The organism is Luteimonas sp. Soil_C_5, assembly GCF_057656615.1.
In genome coordinates this window covers 661,214-676,593 of sequence record NZ_JBDGKA010000003.1, presented here as the reverse complement: position 1 = coordinate 676,593, position 15,380 = coordinate 661,214, and the positions used below count along the sequence as shown (strand labels likewise).

Below are 15,380 nucleotides of genomic sequence, written 5' to 3'. Positions count from 1 at the left end.
GGGGCGGCAGCGCGAGAGGTGATACGGGGCCATCCGTGACGACGGATGCATGCCCATGAACGGACGTCGCCGGAATGTTCAGATTTCGTTGCGAGAACCGCGGTGCGAGCGCAAATCGCCCGACGACGGGGCCTGGCCGGCAGCGGACCTCTAGAATGGCGACCGGCCGCCACCTGCGGCTGCCCACCCCCCACAGCCGGAACCGCCATGCAGCCCGCCGTCATCGCTCCGTCCATCCTGTCCGCCAACTTCGCCCGCCTCGGCGAGGAGGTCGATGCCGTCCTGGCGGCAGGCACCGACTGGGTGCATTTCGACGTCATGGACAACCATTACGTGCCGAACCTGACGATCGGGCCGCTGGTCTGCGAAGCGCTGCGCAAGCACGGCGTGACCGCGCCGATCGACGTGCATCTGATGGTCGAACCGGTCGACCGCCTGGTGCCGGACTTCGCGAAGGCCGGCGCCACCCTGATCAGCTTCCATCCCGAGTCCAGCCGCCACGTGCACCGGACGATCCAGCTGATCAAGGCGGAAGGCTGCCAGGCCGGCCTGGTGCTGAATCCGGCGACGCCGATCGAGGTGCTGGACTACGTGCTCGAGGACCTCGACATGGTGCTGCTGATGTCGGTCAATCCCGGCTTCGGCGGCCAGGCCTTCATCCCGTCGACGCTGGACAAGCTGCGTCGGGTGCGCGCGCGCATCGACGCGACCGGCAAGCCGATCCGGCTGGAGATCGATGGCGGGGTGAAGCCCGAGAACATCGGCGCGATCGCCGCGGCCGGCGCCGACACCTTCGTCGCGGGCTCGGCGATCTTCGGCAAGCCCGACTACCGCGCCGTGGTCGACGCGATGCGCGCCGAGATCGCACAGGCCACCGGCGGCTGACGCACCGGCAGAAGAAAGGCCGCGTCCTGCGAAGCGGCCTTCCGGAAATACTGGAGGCTGATCCTGCCTCCGCCCGTCGTCCCTGCTATGGCCTTCCATGCTCCGGATCGCCGATGACAGGGTGATGACGCGATGCGTGAGGGCGGCTTAACAGGGCCGCCTGTGGCGTCGGCTACGCTCCGCGCCACCTCCACCGCCCGCAGCCCTTTCCGCATGACCGCTCCGCACTGGCGCCTGATCCTCAACGGCAAATCCGCGGGCGACGAGGCCGTGCGAGAAGGGGTCGCCGCGATCCGCGCGCGCGGCATCCGCGTCGACGTGCGCGTGACCTGGGAGGCCGGCGATGCCGAGCGCTACGCGTCCGAAGCGCTGGACGGCACGGTCGACACCATCGTCGCGGCCGGCGGCGACGGCACGCTCAATGCGGTGGTCTCGGTGCTCGCGGCCAGCACGTCGGACGTGGACGCGCTGCCGTCGCTGGGCCTGCTGCCGCTGGGCACGGCCAACGATTTCGCCACCGCCGCGTCCCTGCCCGACGTTCCCACGGACGCCTTCGCCCTGATCGCCGATGCACCGGCAGTGCCGGTGGACGTGCTGCGCATCGAAACCGCGGACGGCGTGCACTGGTGCGCCAACATGGGGTCGGGCGGTTTCGGGACCGAGGTCACCGTGCAGACCCATGCCGGCCTCAAGAAGGTGCTGGGCGGCCTGGCCTATTTCATTACCGGCCTGTCGCGCCTGGGGCAGATCGAACCGATCGCCGCGCGCATCAGCGGCCCCGGCTTCGACTGGACCGGCGGCTTCATCGCGCTGGGCATCGGCAACGGGCGCCAGGCGGGCGGCGGCCAGGCGCTGTGTCCGGATGCGTGCATCGACGACGGACTGGTCGACCTGACGATCGTGCCCGAGCTCGAAGGCGAGGTCGTCAACACGCTGCGCACCGCGCTGACCGAAGGCAAGGTCGCCGCGCTCGACCAGGTGGCGGTGCGCACGCGGCTGTCGGAACTGGTGATCGAGTCCGATGCGCCGCTGGTGCTCAACCTCGACGGCGAGCCGCGACGGTCGACGCGTTTCGCGATCGCCTGCGTGCCGGCCCGCGTGCGCCTGCACCTGCCGGCGGACTGTCCTCTGCTGGCGGCATCGCCGGCGGCGTGAGCCGGTCGCGCGGCTGCCGTCGAGTCGCTACAGTAGCCGCCATGCACGCGTCCGCTCTCCCTCATTTCCGTTCCGTCGGCACCGGCTGGCGATGGTGGCGCACCGCCTCCGTCCACTCCGCCGTCCGTCCGACCTTCCAGGAAATGCCGCGTGATCCCGCACTCCCAGTTCCAGCAGTCCGCCGCTGAAGGCCACACCCTCGTACCCGTGGTCCGCGAGGTCCTGTCCGACCTCGATACGCCGCTCTCGGTCTATCTGAAACTCGCCGACGGGCCGTATACCTATCTGTTCGAATCGGTCGAAGGCGGCGAACGCTTCGGCCGTTATTCGATCATCGGCCTGCCGGCCTCGCGCGTGTACGCCTTCCACGGCCACACGCTGACGGTCACCGAGCACGGCGAAACCCTCGAGACGCGCGAGGTCGAAGATCCCTTCGCCGAAGTCGAGCGCCTGCGCACGGCGCATTCGGTACCGGCGATCGACGGCCTGCCCGGCTTCTCCGGCGGCCTGGTGGGCTGGTTCGGCTTCGAATGCATCGAGTACATCGAACCGCGCCTGCGCGACGGCGCGCGCGCCGACGTTCGCGACGAACTCGGCACGCCGGACATCCTGCTGATGCTGAGCACCGAGGTCGCGGTGTTCGACAACCTCAAGGGCCGCCTGTACCTCGTGGTCCACGCCGATCCGCGCGAGCCGCAGGCCTGGGCACGCGCCAACCGGCGCCTCGACGCGCTGGTGCATCGCCTGCGCCAGGGCGGCGCCGGCTATCCCGAAACGCTGCAGCCCGCCGCGCTGGACGAGGCCGACTTCGTGTCCGGCTTCACCCGCGAAGGTTTCATCGACGCCGTCGCCAAGACCAAGGCATACATCGCCGCCGGCGACGCCTTCCAGGTCGTGCTGTCGCAGCGCATGTCGGTGCCGTTCCAGGCGCGCCCGGTCGACGTCTACCGCGCGTTGCGCGCGTTGAACCCGTCGCCGTACATGTATTTCCTCGATGTCGGCGGCACCCAGGTCGTCGGCAGTTCGCCGGAGATCCTCGTGCGCCTCCAGGGCGACGCGGTCACCGTGCGGCCCATCGCCGGCACCCGCCCGCGCGGCGCGACCCCGGCCGAAGACCAGGCGCTGGAAGCCGAACTGCTGGCCGATCCCAAGGAACGCGCCGAGCATCTGATGCTGATCGACCTCGGCCGCAACGACGTCGGCCACGTGTCGGCGCCGGGTACGGTCGAGCTGGGCGAGCGCTTCGTCATCGAACGCTACAGCCACGTCATGCACATCGTCAGCGAAGTCACCGGCCGCCTGAAGGACGGGCTGAGCTACGCCGACGTGCTGCGCGCGACGTTCCCGGCCGGCACCGTCAGCGGCGCGCCGAAAGTGCGCGCGCTGGAGATCATCCGCAGCCTGGAACCCGTGAAGCGCAACGTCTATTCCGGCGCAGTCGGCTACATCGGCTGGCACGGCGACGCCGACACCGCGATCGCGATCCGCACCGCGGTGATCCAGGACGGCCGCCTCTACGTGCAGGCCGGCGCCGGCATCGTTTACGACTCGGATCCCGAAATGGAATGGGCCGAGACCATGAACAAGGGCCGTGCATTGTTCCGCGCCGTCGCGCAGGCGGCGAAGGGGCTGTGATGCGACACGCCGATCAATCTTTCCACGCCCGATCCGCCGGACTTTTCAAATGCTGTTGATGATCGATAACTACGACAGCTTCACCTGGAACCTCGTGCAGTACCTGCAGGCGCTGGGCGCCGAGGTGCGGGTGGAGCGCAACGACGCGTTGTCGGTCGATGCGATCGCGAAGCTCGCGCCCGAGCGCATCGTGATCTCGCCCGGCCCGTGTACGCCGAACGAGGCGGGCGTATCGCTGGAGATCATCGAACGTCTTGGCGCGACGACGCCGATCCTCGGCGTGTGCCTCGGTCATCAGGGTATCGGCCAGGCCTATGGCGGCAAGGTGATCCGCGCGCAGCGGATCATGCACGGCAAAACCTCGGCGATACGCCACGAAGGCCGCGGCGTGTTCGCCGGCCTGCCGGACGGGTACGAGGCCACGCGCTACCACTCTCTGGTCGTCGAGCAGTCGTCGCTGCCGGACTGCCTCGAAGTCACCGCGTGGACCGAGCACGACGACGGCAGCCGCGAAGAAATCATGGGCCTGCGCCATCGCACGCATCCGGTCGAAGGCGTGCAGTTCCATCCCGAGTCGATCCTGACCGAGCATGGGCATGCGCTGCTGCAGAATTTTCTGGAGAGGTGAGGCGTCGGCATCACGATCCCCGTCATTCCCGCGAAGGCGGGAATCCAGGAACGTCCGCTTCCAGGCCGACAATCCGGTCCCCCGCAAGCTGACCGAAGAAGTCACCGGGTGACCAGCCATTCGGCTGTCGAAAGCCCGCTTTCGCGGAAATGACGGAAAAGAAGCGACGCTTTTAACGAATTACGAATCACGAATCACGAATCACGAATCACGGTTTTCAACCGACGAACGTCCGGTCATCACGAATCACGAGTTCCCACATGCCCATCACCCCCCACGAAGCCCTGCAACGCACCATCGAACACCGCGAGATCTTCCGCGACGAGATGGTCGAGCTGATGCGCCAGATCATGCGCGGGGAGGTGTCGCCGCTGATGACCGCGGCGATCCTGTCCGGCCTGCGCGTCAAGAAGGAAACCGTCGACGAGATCGCCGGCGCGGCGCAGGTGATGCGCGAGTTTGCATTGCCGGTGCCGCTGGCCGATGCCGATCGCGTGCATCTCGTCGACATCGTCGGGACCGGCGGCGATGGCGCGCACACGTTCAACATCTCCACGGCCAGCATGTTCGTCGTCGCCGCGGCCGGTGCGAAGGTGGCCAAGCACGGCAACCGCAGCGTGTCGTCGAAGTCGGGCAGTGCGGACGTGCTCGAAGCGTTGGGCGCGCGGATCGATCTGCAGCCCGATGACGTGGCCGCATGCATCGCGCGCACCGGTATCGGCTTCATGTTCGCGCCGGTCCACCACCCCGCGATGAAGGCGGTCGCGCCGGTGCGCCGCGAGATGGGCGTGCGCACGATCTTCAATATTCTCGGCCCGCTGACCAATCCGGCCGGCGCGCCCAACATCCTGATGGGCGTGTTCCATCCCGACCTCGTCGGCATCCAGGTGCGCGTGCTGCGCGAACTCGGCGCCGAGCGCGCGCTGGTGGTCTGGGGCCGCGACGGCATGGACGAGATTTCGCTGGGCGCGGGCACGCTGGTCGGCGAGCTGCGCGATGGTGAGGTCCGCGAATACGAGATCCATCCCGAGGATTTCGGCATCTCGATGGCGGCCAGCCGCAACCTGCGGGTCGACGACGCCGGACACTCGCGGGTGCTGCTGCTCGAAGCGCTGGGCGGGCAGGCGGGACTGCCGCAGGACATCGTTGCGCTCAATGCGGGCGCGGCGCTGTACGTGGCCGGCGTGGCATCGACGATTGCCGAGGGCGTGGTCCTGGCGCGCGACACGATCCGCAGCGGCGCCGCCCGCGCCCGGCTGGATGCCTTCGTAGCGGCTACCGCGGACCTGCAGCCCTAGCCACGACTGCGAACCGTGTCGCAGTTTGGTAGATGAACAGTGGCGCCGTGCCGGCGCCGGGCCCATCGTGCCGGGTCGTCGTTTTCCTGCCGCGTGTATGCCGTATTCCGCATTGCCCCGTCCGCCGTATTTCGTGGCGATCGTCCGTTCGATGCGCAATGCACACGACGAACCCGGCTATCGCGACGCCAGCGCGCAGATGTTCGAGCAGGCGCGGCTGCAGCCCGGCTTCCTGGGCGTGCATTCGGTCCGCGACCCCGGCGGTGACGGCATCACGCTGAGCTACTGGAGCGACGAGGCTTCGATTCGCGCCTGGCGCGCCGACGACGCACACGGCGTGGTCCGCGAAACCGGGCGCCGGGACTGGTATGCGGGCTACACGCTGCAGATCGCCCGGGTCGACCGCGCCTACAGCTGGGACGCCGGCGACGGGTCGGCTGACGGAGCGGTCGACGGCGACTGATCCACAGCCGGCGTGCCGGCAGCGCCTGCGGTATCGTGAGCGGCCTTTTCGACCGGCGCCGACACGCCGGCCCATGGTGCCGATCTTGAACGACGTCCTGCAGCGCATCCTGGCGCGCAAACACGAAGAAGTCGCCGCGCGCCGCGCCGCGCATCCGCTTGCCGAGCTCGAGGCCCGCGCCGCCGATGCGTCACCGGTGCGGGCGTTCGCGCGCGCCATCGAGGCGAAGATCGCAGGCGGCGAGGCGGCGGTGATCGCCGAGGTCAAGAAGGCCAGTCCATCGAAGGGTGTGATCCGCGCGGATTTCCAGCCGGGCGAGATCGCCCGCAGCTACGAAGCCGGCGGGGCGGCCTGCCTGTCGGTGCTGACCGACATCGACTTCTTCCAGGGCGCGGACGCGTATCTGCAGCAGGCGCGCGCGGCGTGTTCGCTGCCGGTGCTGCGCAAGGATTTCGTCGTCGACCCCTATCAGGTGGTCGAGGCGCGCGCGCTGGGCGCGGACTGCATCCTGCTGATCGTCGCCGCGCTCGACGACCGCCAACTGGTGGAATTCGCGGGCCAGGCGATGTCGCTGGGCATGGACGTGCTGGTGGAAGTGCACGACATCGACGAGCTGGAGCGCGCGCTGCAGGTGCCGGCGCCGCTGCTGGGCATCAACAACCGCAGCCTGCGGTCGTTCGAGGTCTCGCTCGACACCACGCTCGACCTGCGCGATGCGGTGCCGCGCGACCGGCGTCTGGTGACCGAGAGCGGCATCCACACCGCCGCCGATGTCGCGCGGATGCGCGATGCGGGCGTCGACGCATTCCTGGTCGGCGAGGCCTTCATGCGCGAGCCGGATCCGGGCGCCGCCTTGCGGCGGCTGTTCGCCGCGCCTGTGGCGGCCGATGTCGACGGTGTGCAGGCCGAACCTGCGTCGCCAGCGCCGGCCGCGCCCGTCGAGCAGGCCGCCACGAGCCTGTCGTCCATCGCGATCGCCACGGCCACCGCCGCCGATGCCCGGTCGACGGAGACCGCGGCGCCCGAGGCCGACGGCTCGCCCGTCATGGCGCAGCTGCTCAGGCAGACGCCCGAGCCGGGCACGGAGAAGACCGTGGTCTTCGACTTCGACCACACCCTGTACGACGGCGACTCGGGCACGCACCTGTTCCGCTGGCTGATCCGTCGCAGTGCCTGGCGTACCGCGCTGGCCCTGCTGGCGACGCCGGTGCTCGGCCCGATGATCGCGTGCCTGCCCACCCGGCGTTACGGGATTTCCGGTTTCGTGTGGATCGGCACCGTGGGTCTGCACAGCCGCGGCGTGCTGGACACGCTGATCGACCAGTACGTCGAACTGCACGCCGACGAGATCCGCCCGCGGCTGTTGCCGGTGGCGCTCGATGTGCTGCACGCGCATCGCGAGGCCGGCGACCGCGTCGTCATCGCCACCGGCGCGCCGCCCGAGCTTGCACGCGCAATCCTCGCCTTCGTCGCGCACGAGGCCGTGCCGGTGATCGGCACCGCGGTCGGCCCGAAGTTCGGTGCCGTCGTCGCTACGCGGCACTGCCACGCCGAAGAAAAGATGCGCATGCTGCGCGAGCGCGGCTACGGTGCGATCGACATCGCGTATTCGGATTCCTCCGCCGACCTGCCGCTGCTCAAGGCTGCGAAGGCGCCGGTGGTGGTCAATCCCAAGGCCGGCACCGTCGACATGTTCCGGCGCGCGCTGCCGCCGGGCACGCCGATCCTCAACTGGGGCTGCGCGGATCGCGCGGGCGAGCCGGTCGCCTCAGCCCAGTAGCGAGCGACCGATCTGGTAGAGGCTGATCGCCATCACCAGCAGGCCCACCGCCAGCAGCACCCAGCGCTCGCGCACGTGGCGCACGAACAGCGCCGCCAGCGGCGCGGCGATCATGCCGCCGACCAGCAGCCCCAGGATCACGTCCAGGTGCTGCAGGCCCATCGTCAGGAAGAAGGTCACCGAGATCGCCAGCGTGACCAGGAACTCGGCCGCGTTGACGGTGCCGATGGTCGTGCGCGCGGTGCCGCCGCGCGCGAGCAGGGTCGAGGTCGCCACCGGTCCCCAGCCGCCACCGCCGGTGGCGTCGAGCAGGCCGGCGAAGAAGCCCAGGACCGGCACCCGCTGGACCTCGCGTTTCGGCCGCAGCCGTCCGGCCGCGCGCAGCAGGATCACCACCGACAGCACCAGCAGATAGGCGTAGATGAAGGGGCGCGCCACGTCGCCCGGCAGCCGCGTCAGCACATAGGCACCGATGACGCCGCCGACCACACCGGGAATCGCGAGTCGCAGGAACAGTCGCCGATCGACATTGCGCATCGCCAGATGCGACACGCCCGATGCGCCGGTCGTGAACACCTCGGCCGTATGCACGCTGGCGCTGACCGCCGCCGGCGGCACGCCCATGCTCAGCAGGACCGACGACGACACCAGGCCGAAGGCCATGCCCAGCGCGCCGTCGATCAGCTGCGCGGCCAGACCGACCATCACGAAGAACAGGAATTGATCGCCGAGTTCCATGCTGCGCTCCGCTGGATGCAGCGAGTCTGGCGTCGCCGCGTGAGTGCGGCGTGGCGGCGTGCGTCAGGCGTCGCCGAGGCGCTTGATGAAACGCAGGGTGCCGTCCGAGAACCCGCAGGCCTTGTAGAACGCGTGCGCGTCGGCGCGCTGCGAGCCGCTGCTCAGTTCCAGGCGCGCGGCGCCGCCGAAGCGGGCGCGGCGTTCGGCCTCCTTCAGCAGCTGGCGTCCGAGGCCATGGCCCTGGGCGTCGCCGGTGACCACGAGTGCGGTGATGCGGCAGGTGGTCGTGCCCAGGGGCAGGTAATACATGAAGTCCAGCGCGACCAGGCCGCAGACGCGTCCCGAGCTGCGCGCGAGCACCAGCGCCTGGCGGTCGTTCGCGGTGACCGAGCGGATGCGCTCGCGCGCCTCGTGTTCGGTGCAGGGATAGCCCAGTTCCGACAGCAGGGCTGCGACGTCGTCGGCGTCGATCACCGATGCGCTGCGCAGGTCGGCGTCGGGCAGATCGCCGCGTGGCGCGAAGTGGCCCAGGCTCATCGCAGCTGCGCCTAGCGCGTGCCGAACAGGACGACGGTCTTGCCGCGCGCCGAGAGCTTGCCGTCGGCCTGCAGCTTCTTGAGCACGCGGCCGGCCATCTCGCGCGAGCAACCCACGAGGCGCGCCAGCTCCTGACGGGAAATGCGCAGTTGCGTGCCCTGCGGATGGGTCATCGCTTCCGGCTCGCGGGTCAGGTCGTGCAGGGTGCGGGTGATGCGGTCGGTCACGTCGAGGAACGCGAGACGTCCGGCCTTGCGGCTGGTGTCGAGCAGACGCCGCGACAGCTGCGCACCGATCGCATACATGATCGAGGTCGCATCGTTGGCCAGCGAGCCTTCGAACAGCTGATACAGGCGCTCGTAGCTGATCTCGGCCAGCTCGCACTGGGTGCGCGTGCGCAGGATCACTTCGCGCACGTCGGATTCGATGAACAGCCCCATCTCGCCGACCATCTCGCCCGGACCGAAGTAGCCGAGGATCAGTTCGCGGCCGTCGTCTTCCTCGGTGATGATGCTGACCGAGCCGGTGACCACGTAATACAGCGTCCCCGCCGGATCACCCGGCCGGAAGATATCGCTGCGCGGCGGATAGCGGCGGCGATGGCAATGGGCGAGGAACCGTTCAAGGGCGGCGGCCGACGGCAACATGGGATGTGGCGGTCGGGCAGGGGAGCTGATCAGGGCCACGGGCGTCGGGGTCATGGGGCCATCGGCACAGAGAATGCCGAAGAGTAGGCGCTCAGGGCCCCCGGGGGCAAACCGTGATGGCGGTAAGGTCGCGGGCGAAGGACGGTTTGCCGCATAATCCCGCTTTCGCCCAACCCCCGAGGGTCGACCGCTGTGGTCAAACCGCTCCCGCGCCTCAAGCTCCAGGGTTTCAACAACCTGACCAAGGCTCTGTCGTTCAACATCTACGACGTCTGCTACGCCTCGTCCGAGGACGAGCGGCAGCGCTACATCGCGTACATCGACGAGGTCTACAACGCCGACAGGCTGACGCAGATCCTCAGCGATGTGGCCGAGATCATCGGCGCGAACATCCTCAACGTCGCGCGCCAGGACTACGAGCCGCAGGGCGCGTCGGTGACCATCCTCATCTCCGAGGAGCCGGTGATCGACCGCAAGGACGCCAAGGGCGTGATTTCCGACGCCGTGGTCGCGCACCTCGACAAGTCGCACATCACGGTGCACACGTACCCGGAGACGCATCCGGACAACGGCATCGCGACCTTCCGCGCCGACATCGACGTCGCCACCTGCGGCGTGATCTCGCCGCTGAAGGCGCTGAACTACCTGATCGAGAGCCTCGAGTCGGACATCGTGGTGATGGACTACCGCGTGCGCGGCTTCACCCGCGACGTGAAGGGCCGCAAGCACTACATCGACCACAAGATCAACTCGATCCAGGATTACCTAGCCAAGAACATCAAGTCGCGTTACGACGCGCTCGATGTGAACGTCTACCAGGAAAACATCTTCCACACGAAGATGCATCTGAAGGATTTCGACCTCGACCAGTACCTGTTCGAAGAGAAGGCGCGCAATCTCTCTTTCAAGGACCGGATGAAGATCGAGGCGCGGCTCAAGCGCGAGATCGAGGAGCTGTATCACGGCCGGAACCTCGTCGACTGACGGGGGCCCGTGATCGGTGATTCGGGTCAGCGGATCGCCTGACAGGAACGGCCTCGCGAATGCGGGGCCGTTTCCGTTTGAGGGCGCGAGGTCGGACGCGTGCGGCGTGTCTGGGCAGTTCGTATCTGCTCTGTCGAATCACGAATCACGAATCACCAATCACGGGCGGTAGCGCCCGCGCTACAGCCTATACGCCACCGTCTTCATGACGTCCGATGCGCGGGCCATCAGCGTCGGCACCGGCCAGGGCAGGACGCGCGCGCCGGCCTGTTCGGCATGGGCGGCGTGGCGGGCTTCGTCGTCCTTCATCTGCCGCAGGATGTCGCGGCTGCGCTGGTCGGCGGCCGGCAGCGTTTCCAGGTGTTCGTCCAGGTGCGCCTCGACCTGGCGTTCGGTCTCGACCACGAAGCCGAGGTTCCAGCCGTCGCCGCGCAGGCCGGCCAGCACGCCGAGCGCGTAGCTGCCGCCGTACCACAGGGGGTTGAACAGGCTGGGCCGGCTGTCGAGCTCGTGCAACCGGTCGGCGCACCAGGCCAGGTGGTCGGTTTCCTCCTGCGCGGCCTCGAGCAGGTGGGCGCGGGTGGCGTCCTCGCGGGCGACAGCCGCCTGGCCGAAGTACAGGCCCTGGGCGCAGACCTCGCCGACATGGTTGATGCGCATGAGCCCGGCCGCATGGCGCCGCTCCGCATCGTCGAGGACCACATCCGGCGTGTCGGCGGCGGGATTGGGGCGCGTCGCGGGCGGATTGCCGAACACGGTGTCGAGCGCGCGCTGGGTTTCCACCAGCAGCTGGTCGAAAGGGGTCAGGCGGGAGCGGGGGAGGGCCATCGGCTCGGGTGTCCTGCGGTTCGAAGCGGGTGCGACGTGACGTATCATTCTCGGGCCTGGCCTGTACACGCGCCAGCAGCGCGGGCGGTTCCACCCGCCGGCTTGCACGGAATCGGGTGCGCGGCTATCATTCCGCTTCTGTGTTGCACGCTTTAACAACGCGAGGCGACGTTCCGCCGGCCACCGGCGCAACCAGCCCGACCAGTCACCCATCGAGTATTTCCATGAAGACCTTTATTGCCAAGAACGAGACCGTCCAGCGCGACTGGTATCTCGTCGACGCCACCGACAAGACGCTGGGCCGCCTGAGCGCGGAAATCGCCCACCGCCTGCGCGGCAAGCACAAGCCCGTCTACACCCCGCACGTCGATACCGGCGACTACATCGTTGTGGTCAACGCCGAGAAGATCGCCGTCACCGGCAAGAAGCTGACGGACAAGCTGTATCACCGCTTCACGGGCTACATCGGCAATCTGAAGACCGAATCCCTGGGCCAGGCGCTTGAGCGCCACCCGGAGCGCGTGATCGAGATTGCCGTCAAGGGCATGCTGCCGAAGAACACCCTCGGCCGCGCCATGTACCGCAAGCTCAAGGTCTACAAGGGTGCCGAACACCCGCACGCCGCACAGCAGCCGCAGCCCCTGGAACTCTAAGTCATGGCAATCACCCAGAATTACGGCACCGGCCGTCGCAAGTCCTCCGTCGCTCGCGTGTTCCTGCGCAAGGGCAGCGGCAACATCACCGTCAACGACCGTCCGCTGGACGAGTTCTTCGGCCGTGAGACCGCGCGCATGATCGTGCGCCAGCCGCTCGAGCTGACCCAGAACACCGAAACGTTCGACATCCTGGTGACCACCACCGGTGGCGGCACGACCGGCCAGGCCGGTGCGATCCGCCTCGGCATTTCGCGCGCGCTGGTCGAATACGACGAGACGCTGAAGGTCGAGCTGCGCAAGGCGGGCTTCATGACCCGTGACGCACGCGAAGTCGAGCGCAAGAAGGTCGGCCTGCACAAGGCGCGTCGCGCCACGCAGTTCTCGAAGCGCTAATCGTGGTTTGCGGTGCCGCGCGACATGCGTGGCATCGTTGGCGCCGAAGCTTGCGAACAATCGCGGTTTCGGCGTTAGAATACGCACCATAGCCCCGTCGCCAAGCGGTAAGGCACCTGACTCTGACTCAGGCATTCGGAGGTTCGAATCCTTCCGGGGCTGCCATCTACACGAAGAAACCCGCCTCACGGCGGGTTTTTTCGTTTCTGTCTGTTTCATGCGAACGCATGCAGTGATGCGCGTCGGTCGGCCTGCGGATTTAGAATCCGCCGATGAACGCTTATCCTCCGCCGTATTCTTCCGTCTCGCAGGTCGCCGACGATCTGCGTATCCGCGGCGACGCCGTCGTCGCACCGCAGGATCTCGCGGCCTTGTGCGGTGTCGCAGTCGCCGACCTCGACACGTTGCGCGGCAGCTGGGACGACCTGCCCGAAGACGGCTATCTCAGGGACGGCGGCCGCTACCGCCGGCGCCGGCATTCGTGCTTCGTGCAGGACGGCGACGCCTTGCAGCAGGTGCCGCATCGCGCGCACTGGCAGTCCGAGGACTACAACGCGCTGCATGGGGGCATGCACCGCTGGTTCGAGCCGCTGCGCGAGGACGTCGTCGCGCAGCCGGTCTGGACGCAGTTGCTGGTCGGTCTCGGCCACGTGTTCTCGCAGGTGCAGGCGCGCGCGCCCTGGCATGTCGAAGCGCACCAGTTCCGCATCGACACCACCGACGGCATCGGCCGGCCCACACCCGAGGGCGCGCATCGCGACGGCGTCGATTTCGTCGCCGTGCTGCTGGTCGGGCGACACGGCATCAAGGGCGGCGAGACGCGCGTGTTCGAGGCCGACGGGCCGACCGGTCAGCGGTTCACGCTGACCGCGCCCTGGTCGCTGCTGCTGCTCGACGACGCCCGCGTGATCCACGAGTCCACCCCGATCCAGCCGGTCCATGCCAGCGGTCACCGTGACACGCTGGTGCTGACCTACCGCAGCGGCGCCTTCCAGGGCGAGGACTGAGCGCGGCCTGCGGACCATGCAAGCTGTTGGTTACAATCGCAACGAATAGCAGACGCCACGGAGTTGCCAATGAAGCTGGGTTCACTGAAGGAAGGCGGCCGCGACGGCAGCCTGATCGTCGTGTCGCGCGACCTGGGCACCGCGGTGCGGGCCACCGGGATCGCCGCCACGCTGCAGCAGGCGCTCGACGACTGGTCCAACGCCGCGCCGCGCCTCAATGCGCTGTACGAATCGCTCAATGCGGGCGACGCCGACGGCGTGTTCGACCTCGACGTGGCCAAGCTGGCAGCGCCGCTGCCGCGCGCCTACGAGTTCGTCGACGGCAGCGCCTATCTGCCCCACGTCGAGCGCGTGCGCCGCGCGCGCGGTGCCGAGGTGCCCGAGAGCTTCTACACCGACCCGCTGATGTACCAGGCGACGGGCGCCGGCTTCTACGGCCCGCGCGATACGGTCAAGGTGGTCAGCGAGGACTACGGCATCGATCTGGAAGCCGAGATCGTCGTGATCACTGACGACGTACCGATGGCGGCGACGCCCGAGCAGGCGGCCGGGCACATCCAGCTCGTCGGGCTGGTCAACGACGTCTCGCTGCGGAACCTGATCCCGGGCGAGCTCGCCAAGGGCTTCGGCTTCCTGCAGTCCAAGCCGCGCTCCGCGCTCAGCCCGGTGTTCGTGACGCCGGACGAACTGGGCGATGCCTGGCAGGACAACAAGCTGCACCGTCCGCTGCTGACCCACATCAACGGCGAATGGTTCGGCGCGCCCGAAGCCGGCGTCGACATGCAGTTCGACTTCGCCCAGCTGGTCGCGCACGCAGCGAAAACGCGTCCGCTCGCGGCCGGCACGATCGTCGGTTCCGGCACGATCGCCAACGCGGACACGTCCAAGGGTGCCTCGTGTTTCGCCGAGAAGCGCACCGTCGAAACCCTCGAGCACGGCGCGCCGACGACGCCTTTCATGTCGTTCGGCGACACGGTGCGGATCGAGATGCTCGATGCCGAAGGCCGCAGCATCTTCGGCGCGATCGAGCAGGTGATCGAACGCCAGGCGCGTCCGGAGTAAGCGCGATGTCCGACGCGCTGGTGCTGCACACCTACTGGCGTTCCAGCGCGGCCTATCGCGTGCGGATCGCGCTGCATCTCAAGGGGCTCGCGTTCGACAGCGTGCCGGTGCATCTGGTGGAGGACGGCGGCGCGCAGCGGACGCCCGCGTTCGCGGCGCGCAATCCACAGCAGCTGGTGCCGACACTGCAGCACGGCGATGTCGTGCTGACCCAGTCGCTGGCGATCATCGAGTATCTGGAAGACGTGTGGGCGGCAACGCCACTGCTGCCGCGCGAGGCGATCGCCCGGCAGCGCGCGCGGGCGCTGGCGCAGCTGGTGGCCTGCGATATCCATCCGCTCGGCAATCTGCGTGTGCTGCAGTTTCTCGAACGCGAGTGGCAGCTGGATCAGCCCGCACGCATGCGCTGGATCAAGCGCTGGGTGGGCGATGGTCTGGCCGCGTTCGAGGCCCTGCTCGCGCAGTGGCCGCAGACGGGCGGGTTCTGCGTCGGCGATGCGCCGACGATCGCCGATTGCGCGCTGGTGCCGCAGCTCTACAACGCGCGTCGTTTCGACATCGATCTCACGCCCTACCCACGGCTGCGCGCGATCGAAGCCGCCTGCCTGGCGCTGCCCGCATTCGACGCGGCGCGTCCCGAAACGCAGCCAGACGCGCCCTGAGGCGCGTCTGGCCCTTGGCGTT

The 15,380-nt window shown here is 68.4% G+C and carries 17 protein-coding genes, 1 tRNA gene and 1 pseudogene; 15 read left to right on the top strand and 4 right to left on the bottom strand.

Translation table 11 applies throughout. The features are described 5' to 3' along the window. Window positions 1-207 precede the first annotated feature (207 nt). The 8 genes and pseudogenes from rpe to AC3A5K_RS11380 all read left to right on the top strand — a co-directional run bounded on the left by rpe (window position 208) and on the right by AC3A5K_RS11380 (window position 7,844). On the top strand, window positions 208-885 hold the full coding sequence (rpe, locus tag AC3A5K_RS11415; RefSeq protein ID WP_487617635.1) for a ribulose-phosphate 3-epimerase: 678 nt from the start codon (window positions 208-210) through the stop codon (window positions 883-885). Between the two features lie 213 nt (window positions 886-1,098). Continuing rightward, window positions 1,099-2,040 carry a lipid kinase YegS gene (gene yegS, locus AC3A5K_RS11410; RefSeq protein WP_487617634.1) on the top strand — a complete coding sequence of 314 codons (942 nt, stop codon included), beginning with the start codon at window positions 1,099-1,101 and terminating at the stop codon, window positions 2,038-2,040. Between the two features lie 150 nt (window positions 2,041-2,190). Continuing rightward, a complete protein-coding gene (trpE, locus tag AC3A5K_RS11405; RefSeq protein ID WP_487617633.1) occupies window positions 2,191-3,675 on the top strand; it encodes an anthranilate synthase component I in 1,485 nt (494 codons plus the stop codon). 49 nt (window positions 3,676-3,724) lie between these two features. Further along, window positions 3,725-4,303: an anthranilate synthase component II gene (locus tag AC3A5K_RS11400; RefSeq protein ID WP_487617632.1), complete on the top strand. Its 579-nt coding sequence runs from the start codon at window positions 3,725-3,727 to the stop codon at window positions 4,301-4,303. Between the two features lie 260 nt (window positions 4,304-4,563). Continuing rightward, window positions 4,564-5,601, top strand: a complete 1,038-nt coding sequence (gene trpD / locus AC3A5K_RS11395) for an anthranilate phosphoribosyltransferase (protein WP_487617631.1) — start codon at window positions 4,564-4,566, stop codon at window positions 5,599-5,601. A gap of 97 nt (window positions 5,602-5,698) precedes the next feature. After that, window positions 5,699-6,064 (top strand): antibiotic biosynthesis monooxygenase family protein, encoded by a 366-nt coding sequence (locus tag AC3A5K_RS11390; RefSeq protein WP_487617630.1) that lies wholly within the window; start codon window positions 5,699-5,701, stop codon window positions 6,062-6,064. 73 nt (window positions 6,065-6,137) lie between these two features. Further along, window positions 6,138-6,938: pseudogene (gene trpC, locus AC3A5K_RS11385) on the top strand (indole-3-glycerol phosphate synthase TrpC); the annotation flags it as partial. Window positions 6,939-7,109: 171 nt separating this feature from the next. Beyond that, on the top strand, window positions 7,110-7,844 hold the full coding sequence (locus AC3A5K_RS11380) for a haloacid dehalogenase-like hydrolase (RefSeq protein ID WP_487617743.1): 735 nt from the start codon (window positions 7,110-7,112) through the stop codon (window positions 7,842-7,844). Here the strand turns inward: AC3A5K_RS11380 and AC3A5K_RS11375 are convergent. The 3 genes from AC3A5K_RS11375 to crp all read right to left on the bottom strand — a co-directional run bounded on the left by AC3A5K_RS11375 (window position 7,833) and on the right by crp (window position 9,766). Beyond that, window positions 7,833-8,582 carry a sulfite exporter TauE/SafE family protein gene (locus AC3A5K_RS11375; RefSeq protein ID WP_487617629.1) on the bottom strand — a complete coding sequence of 250 codons (750 nt, stop codon included), beginning with the start codon at window positions 8,580-8,582 and terminating at the stop codon, window positions 7,833-7,835. The two genes, AC3A5K_RS11380 and AC3A5K_RS11375, sit on opposite strands and share 12 nt — an antisense overlap. 63 nt (window positions 8,583-8,645) lie before the next feature. Continuing rightward, complete coding sequence (locus AC3A5K_RS11370) at window positions 8,646-9,119, bottom strand: GNAT family N-acetyltransferase (RefSeq protein ID WP_487617628.1); 474 nt, start codon at window positions 9,117-9,119, stop codon at window positions 8,646-8,648. An 11-nt stretch (window positions 9,120-9,130) separates the two neighbouring features. Then, window positions 9,131-9,766, bottom strand: a complete 636-nt coding sequence (gene crp / locus AC3A5K_RS11365; protein WP_487617742.1) for a cAMP-activated global transcriptional regulator CRP — start codon at window positions 9,764-9,766, stop codon at window positions 9,131-9,133. Between the two features lie 192 nt (window positions 9,767-9,958). On the opposite strand from crp, the gene speD reads away from it, so the two are divergent. Then, window positions 9,959-10,750 (top strand): adenosylmethionine decarboxylase, encoded by a 792-nt coding sequence (speD, locus tag AC3A5K_RS11360; protein ID WP_487617627.1) that lies wholly within the window; start codon window positions 9,959-9,961, stop codon window positions 10,748-10,750. Between the two features lie 180 nt (window positions 10,751-10,930). On the opposite strand, the gene coq7 is transcribed toward speD, so the two are convergent. Then, a complete protein-coding gene (gene coq7 / locus AC3A5K_RS11355) occupies window positions 10,931-11,578 on the bottom strand; it encodes a 2-polyprenyl-3-methyl-6-methoxy-1,4-benzoquinone monooxygenase (protein ID WP_487617626.1) in 648 nt (215 codons plus the stop codon). Window positions 11,579-11,802: 224 nt separating this feature from the next. Between coq7 and rplM the strand changes: the two genes are divergently transcribed. From rplM to maiA, 6 genes are all read left to right on the top strand, one after another. Continuing rightward, window positions 11,803-12,231 (top strand): 50S ribosomal protein L13, encoded by a 429-nt coding sequence (gene rplM / locus AC3A5K_RS11350; protein ID WP_487617625.1) that lies wholly within the window; start codon window positions 11,803-11,805, stop codon window positions 12,229-12,231. A 3-nt stretch (window positions 12,232-12,234) separates the two neighbouring features. Then, complete coding sequence (rpsI, locus tag AC3A5K_RS11345; RefSeq protein ID WP_487617624.1) at window positions 12,235-12,627, top strand: 30S ribosomal protein S9; 393 nt, start codon at window positions 12,235-12,237, stop codon at window positions 12,625-12,627. 90 nt (window positions 12,628-12,717) lie between these two features. Continuing rightward, a tRNA-Gln gene (locus tag AC3A5K_RS11340) sits at window positions 12,718-12,792 on the top strand. Between the two features lie 107 nt (window positions 12,793-12,899). Continuing rightward, window positions 12,900-13,634 carry a 2OG-Fe dioxygenase family protein gene (locus AC3A5K_RS11335; protein ID WP_487617623.1) on the top strand — a complete coding sequence of 245 codons (735 nt, stop codon included), beginning with the start codon at window positions 12,900-12,902 and terminating at the stop codon, window positions 13,632-13,634. Window positions 13,635-13,703: 69 nt separating this feature from the next. After that, window positions 13,704-14,696, top strand: coding sequence for a fumarylacetoacetate hydrolase family protein (locus AC3A5K_RS11330; RefSeq protein ID WP_487617622.1), 993 nt, complete (start codon window positions 13,704-13,706; stop codon window positions 14,694-14,696). 5 nt (window positions 14,697-14,701) lie between these two features. Next, entirely contained in the window at window positions 14,702-15,358 is a 657-nt protein-coding gene (gene maiA, locus AC3A5K_RS11325) for a maleylacetoacetate isomerase (RefSeq protein WP_487617621.1), read from the top strand. Window positions 15,359-15,380: the final 22 nt, after the last annotated feature.

Coding starts and splice junctions, on each gene's coding strand:
- rpsI (WP_487617624.1), top strand. CDS start 12,235: ATGGCAATCACCCAGAATTACGGCACCGGCCGTCGCAAGTCCTCCGTC.
- crp (WP_487617742.1), bottom strand. CDS start 9,766: ATGTTGCCGTCGGCCGCCGCCCTTGAACGGTTCCTCGCCCATTGCCAT.
- AC3A5K_RS11375 (WP_487617629.1), bottom strand. CDS start 8,582: ATGGAACTCGGCGATCAATTCCTGTTCTTCGTGATGGTCGGTCTGGCC.
- coq7 (WP_487617626.1), bottom strand. CDS start 11,578: ATGGCCCTCCCCCGCTCCCGCCTGACCCCTTTCGACCAGCTGCTGGTG.
- maiA (WP_487617621.1), top strand. CDS start 14,702: ATGTCCGACGCGCTGGTGCTGCACACCTACTGGCGTTCCAGCGCGGCC.
- AC3A5K_RS11370 (WP_487617628.1), bottom strand. CDS start 9,119: ATGAGCCTGGGCCACTTCGCGCCACGCGGCGATCTGCCCGACGCCGAC.
- AC3A5K_RS11390 (WP_487617630.1), top strand. CDS start 5,699: ATGCCGTATTCCGCATTGCCCCGTCCGCCGTATTTCGTGGCGATCGTC.
- AC3A5K_RS11400 (WP_487617632.1), top strand. CDS start 3,725: ATGCTGTTGATGATCGATAACTACGACAGCTTCACCTGGAACCTCGTG.
- yegS (WP_487617634.1), top strand. CDS start 1,099: ATGACCGCTCCGCACTGGCGCCTGATCCTCAACGGCAAATCCGCGGGC.
- rplM (WP_487617625.1), top strand. CDS start 11,803: ATGAAGACCTTTATTGCCAAGAACGAGACCGTCCAGCGCGACTGGTAT.
- AC3A5K_RS11330 (WP_487617622.1), top strand. CDS start 13,704: ATGAAGCTGGGTTCACTGAAGGAAGGCGGCCGCGACGGCAGCCTGATC.
- trpD (WP_487617631.1), top strand. CDS start 4,564: ATGCCCATCACCCCCCACGAAGCCCTGCAACGCACCATCGAACACCGC.
- AC3A5K_RS11335 (WP_487617623.1), top strand. CDS start 12,900: ATGAACGCTTATCCTCCGCCGTATTCTTCCGTCTCGCAGGTCGCCGAC.
- rpe (WP_487617635.1), top strand. CDS start 208: ATGCAGCCCGCCGTCATCGCTCCGTCCATCCTGTCCGCCAACTTCGCC.
- AC3A5K_RS11380 (WP_487617743.1), top strand. CDS start 7,110: ATGGCGCAGCTGCTCAGGCAGACGCCCGAGCCGGGCACGGAGAAGACC.